This is a genomic window from Microbacterium sp. F2E (assembly GCF_020905435.1).
Lineage (GTDB): Bacteria > Actinomycetota > Actinomycetes > Actinomycetales > Microbacteriaceae > Microbacterium > Microbacterium lacticum.
The window spans coordinates 1-5,206 of the sequence record NZ_JAJJIB010000033.1 but is presented as its reverse complement, the minus strand read 5'-3'; the positions used below and the strand labels follow the sequence as shown (position 1 = coordinate 5,206).

At 65.0% G+C, this 5,206-nt stretch carries 3 protein-coding genes and 1 pseudogene; 2 read left to right on the top strand and 2 right to left on the bottom strand.

Going from position 1 to position 5,206, the window contains the following annotated elements; translation table 11 throughout:
• On the top strand, positions 1-100 hold a 100-nt coding region (locus LOK55_RS13795; RefSeq protein WP_229935827.1), incomplete at its 5' end, for an integrase core domain-containing protein.
• A 55-nt stretch (positions 101-155) separates the two neighbouring features.
• On the opposite strand, the gene LOK55_RS13790 is transcribed toward LOK55_RS13795, so the two are convergent.
• Entirely contained in the window at positions 156-983 is an 828-nt protein-coding gene (locus tag LOK55_RS13790) for an IS256 family transposase (RefSeq protein WP_374107662.1), read from the bottom strand.
• 111 nt (positions 984-1,094) lie between these two features.
• Positions 1,095-2,405: pseudogene (locus tag LOK55_RS13785) on the bottom strand (ISL3 family transposase).
• Between the two features lie 238 nt (positions 2,406-2,643).
• Between LOK55_RS13785 and LOK55_RS13780 the strand changes: the two are divergent.
• Positions 2,644-5,121, top strand: coding sequence for a hypothetical protein (locus LOK55_RS13780; RefSeq protein WP_229935826.1), 2,478 nt, complete (start codon positions 2,644-2,646; stop codon positions 5,119-5,121).
• The last annotated feature ends 85 nt before the right edge of the window (positions 5,122-5,206 follow it).

Below are 5,206 nucleotides of genomic sequence, written 5' to 3'. Positions count from 1 at the left end.
GACCTGGCTGCATCACTACAATCACCACAGACCCCACACCGGGATCGGCGGCCAGACCCCCTCAGCCCGCGTTCACAACCTCACGGGGAAGTACAACTAGCCAGTCGGAATCCGCCACCGCCGGGAGGGACAGGTCTGCCGCTGGACCTCGAAGGTCACGCTGCCAAGGTCCTATCCCGACGGTGAGGATGAACCAGCGGGACGATCCCGCCACTACCCAGCTTGACGAGTGATCGCTGCCACCCCGAGCCGGGCAGGTTCGCGGCGATCGCCTCCACGAGACCGGCGTGCGCGTCGGAGGTGACGAGGCGCACCCCGCCCAGTCCGCGAGCGACGAGGTCGGCGAAGAAGCTGTTCCATGCCGCTCCGGTCTCCGATGTCGCGACCCGCAGGCCCAGGACTTCGCGGCGCCCGTCGGCGTTCACCCCTGTGGCGACCAGTACCACGGCGTTGATCACGCGGCCACCCTCACGGACCTTCATCGTCAGCGCATCGGCGGCGACGAACGTGAACGGGCCGGCGTCGTCGAGCGGCCGGTGGCGGAACTGGTCGACGTGTTCGTCGAGGTCCGCGGCCATCCGGGAGACCTGCGACTTCGACAGCGAGTGGATCCCGAGAGTCTTGACCAGCTTGTCCATCCGGCGGGTGGAGACGCCGGCGAGGTAGCAGTCCGCGATGACCGTGATCAGCGCGTTTGCGGCGTTCCAGCAGCCATTCGGGAAGTACGTCCCTTGCCGCAGTTTCGGGATCTGAACGTCGATGGTGCCGACCCGGGTATCGAGGTCGCGGTGCCGGTAGCCGTTGCGCTGCGTCACCCGGTCGGGTGAGGGCTGGCCCCATTCGGCGCCGACGACGGCGTCCGCGTCCGCGGACAGCAGCGCGTTGATCATCGTCTGCAGCAGGCTGCGCATCAGATCCGGGGACGAATCGGTCAGGGCTTCAGCGAGCACGCTCGCAGGGTCGACAATATGAAGTGCGGTCATCGTGATGATGCCTTTCGAGTAGAGGTAAGAGACTTCTCGAAGGATCACACGGTGACCGCGCCCACGTCCACGACGAGGCCGGCCACCGCGAGCTACACCACCTTAAGGGGCTCATCGCGAATGAGAGTGTATGAGCGGTCTGAATCCGCCGGCTTCGAGGAGCGATCTGGCGACGTAGTGCGTGAGGTTCCGGAAGCCGAGGGCGGAACCGCGAAGGTGCTCCAGCCGGCCGTTGATGGCCTCCGTTGGGCCGTTGCTCGTTCCGGGGCGGTCGAAGAACGCGAGGATGTCCGCGGCGCGCTGCTTCAGCGTGCGGCCGAGGCGACGGACCTCTTTGAGCAGCGCGGGGACGCCGTTGCTGACAGAGTCGATCACCGCCCGCATCATCTCCTTCGCCTTGTTCTTGTCGGGTTCGCGGTAGGCGGCGACGATGCGCTGGTAGATGCCCCAGGTCGCTTCAACCTCGACGTGCTCCTCGGCGGCGAACACCGCGTCCAGCCGTGCAGTCTGCTTCTCCGTGAGGAAGCTCGCGCCGGTGTGGAGGGTGCGGCGGACCCCGTAGAGCGGGTCGCCGGCGTGACCGCGGTGCCCGAGGGTCTCTTGCTGGACGCGCTGCCGGGTCCGGTCGAGCGCGTCGCCGGCCAGGCGGACGACGTGGAACGGGTCCATCACCGGGACCGCGTCGGGGAGCTCTTCGGCCGCGGCGGCCTTGAACCCGGAGAACCCGTCCATCGCGACCACCTCGATCCGGCTCGACCACTCCGCAGGCCGGGCGGCGAGCCACTCCTTGAACACCTGCTTCGAGCGGCCCTCGACCATGTCCAGCAGCCTGGCCGGGCCCGTCTTGTTCCTCGCGGGGGTGAGGTCGATGATCACGGTCACGTACTTCTCGCCAAACCGTGTGTGACGTCAGACGTGCTCATCGACACCGATCGTGGTGACCCCGTCGAACCTCGCCGGGTCGTCGATCAGGCGACGCTTGCCCTCGGCGAGGATCGCGGTGTTCGCGGTATGCCACGACACCCCGAGCCCTGCCGCAGCGCAGGAGACGGTGAGGTGGTCGACCACGATCGCCGTGAGTGCCCACCCGATCCCGCCGCGGGAGATCTTCGCCCTCGGCGCCGCCGCCTTCGACGTGTCCTGCCGCCAGGTCCGGCGGCAGTGCGTGCACCGGTAGCGGCGCACCCGGACCAGCAGCGTCGTGGGCCGATGCCCGAACGGCTCATGCGCCAGCGGCCGCGTCACCGTGTCACGCGGCACGCCCTCCGCGCCACACGTCCGACACCACGGGTCGTCCTCGACGACGCGGCACTCCAGCACCGCCCGATCAGGCTCGAGCAGCTGCCCGACGGCTTGAAGGCCGAGCTCGTCGAGACGGCAGAACGTGGTCAGGTCAGGGGTCGCGAACGTAGGGTGGTGCAAGTCGAGGTCTTCCGGCGGATGGTGAGCGTGAGAACTTCCATCATGGAAGACCTCGACACCTATCCGCGAACCAGCCGGCGGTCCCGGGCTACACCCTCAACTACGAAGAGCCCTTTATCCTCGACAGGTTGACGGGCCTGTGCGGGCGAACTAGCGTTGAGCGCGACCAGCGGTGCGTTGAACGCACCGAACAGGAGAGCGTGGGATTCTCCGCTGGGATCAAGGGCTTGTGGGGGTCATGCGTAATTCTTATACTGCGTCGCGCGCGAGGGTGCGCCGTCGGCGCGTTTCTCGCTGGTCTGCAGCGGGGATTGCTGCCGCGCTGAGCGGCGCGTTGATCCTGACAGGGCTTCCCGCGGTTGCCGACGAGGCGCCTACGCCTGAGCCGACCACGCCGATCACGGTGCAGAACACGGTGCCGGATGCTGGCACGCCCGATGCGGCGGTGCCGGACGAGACTCCCGGGGCGGATGTCGCACCAGAGGATGAGGCAGTGGCGCCGGAGGATGCCGACGGCGATGTCGCGGATGGCGTCGCGGCAGACGACAACTCGGTTGATCGCGCATCCGATGGAGCCGAACCGCACGCTCTGGAAGCGGCAATATCCCCGCTGGCAGTCACCACTTTTGTCTGTGAGGCCGAGCGCGTTTACACGCTCAGCCGACCAACGAGTGGCTCAACGAGCGAGGTGCGGCTCGTCAATACCGCAACCGGTGCCTCAACGGCCGGTGTCTCCTTCAGCCAGCGCAACACGAACGGGCTTGCTATGTCCGGAGATGCTACGACCGCGTACGCAGTGCTCCAGGGCGGGCGCAACAGTGGCGATCTGCCCAGCTCTCAAACGGACATTTATGCCGTTACGGCAGACGGGAACACAAGCACCGTCTCCCAGGCCCTGTCGCTCGTGAGCGGGTCGTATTCGATCAATCGCGGCGCGCTTGTCGCCGGCGCGATCAACCCTGTGAACGGCTACTACTATTTCGCCGGGTACGGCGCACCTCTCGGCTCCTCACAAGCTCAGTTGTACTTGTATGCCTATGACCTGGTGAACAACTCCTATAAGGGCATGGTCGGTCGCGTTGGCATCAGCGGTTCAAACTCCTCATTCATCGCGAACGGCGACATGGCTTTTGATGCGCAAGGAAATCTCTACATCATCTGGAGTGGGGCGAGCGGTAACAGTGTTGCCAATCAGCTCGTGCGAGTGGATGCTGGCAACGTTCCCGCGGTGGGCGGTACCGGGACAATCGCGTCGACTTCGCTGACAGCCCCGGCCTCAGCCACTGACGGGGAAGCGTACAACGGCGCCACTTTTGATGCCAACGGTTCACTTGTCATTCAGAAGAGAAATGCGAACATCACTGGCGGAACCACTCGAATAGTGACTTCCGACCCGAATACGGGGACGTATACGAACACGGTATCGATCACGCCAGTCTTTACCGGTACGGATCTTGCCAGTTGCGCCTATCCCCCGACCCTGCAACTCAAAAAGAATGTCGTTGGAAGAGTTGCCGACGGAGACCAGTTCCAGTTGCAGGTTCGACAGTCTGGCTCCAGCACGGATCTGGCCAACGAAACCACGAGTGGTAGCGCGACAGGCGTACAAGCCGTCGTCGCGGGTCCGGTCATTGCCGTTCCGGGCCGCCAATACACCATTCGTGAAGTGCAGGCCGGCAGCTCGGTGCTCATGAACTATGCGACGGCCTACGCTTGCTACTGGGGCAGCGAGACCTCCCCCTTCGCGATAGGCACTGTCACGGGCTCCTCGCCTCGCGAAGCCACGTTGCCAGCTGTTCCGAGTAACCGCTCGGGTCAAGCGTTGACCTGTACCTTCACCAACACGCCGCTCATTTCGCCCGTCACAATTACAAAGTACGTTCAGGACAGTCGAGGCGAGAATCAACAGGTCGCGTCCGGATGGACGGTGGGGGCCGCGGTAAGCGCGACGACGGGGTCGGCCACACCGACTCCGTCCGCGCCCACTGCCCAGACCAACGCATCCGGTCAGGCGTCCTGGTCGTTGCGCTTCGGCTCGCTGAATGATCGGGCTTCAATCACGGTTTCGGAGACACAGAAGACCGGGCACCAGTTCGTCAGCGGTCAGTGCGTGGTCACCCCGCTCACAGGCAGCCCGCGGACAGTATCGCTTTCTAACGAAGTCGGCGCGGCGATCACCGGCGTCGCCCCCGGCGACAAAGTCGCCTGCACGTACGTGAACAAGGTGCGTCCGGCGACGGTCACCATCGGCAAGCAGTTGCAGGACTTCACCGGAGCCAACGCTCAGCCCGCCGGTGGCTGGACTGTCGGCGCGACGCTGGTCTCTCCGGCATCCGGAGTTACCATCACGACGCCCGCAACCGCTCAGACCCAACCCGGCACGGGGCAAGTGAGCACGCCGTGGACAGTCGACTACCCTGTCCCGGCGGCAGGGCAATCGCTCGCGAGCGCAACGGTGAATGTGCAAGAGACGATGCAGACCGGTTACGCATTCGTCAGCGGCACGTGCACCATCACCTCTGCTTCCGGCACGTCTCGCTTGCAGGAGCTGGCGTCGGCGACTGCGCAAATTGCCGGACTCGCACCGGGTGAGAACGCGGTGTGTACCTTCACGAACAAGCCCATCCCCGGCACGGTGACGTGGGAGAAGGTCACCGACGGGGCATCCCCGACGCATCTGGCGGGCTCGGAGTGGAAGATTGTCGGTGGGGTGTGACACTTCTTGTAGACGGTCGTTACCAGGAAGGAACGACAGGCAGAGATGTCTACGAATCGCAGGAAGTTCACTGAGGAGTTCAAGG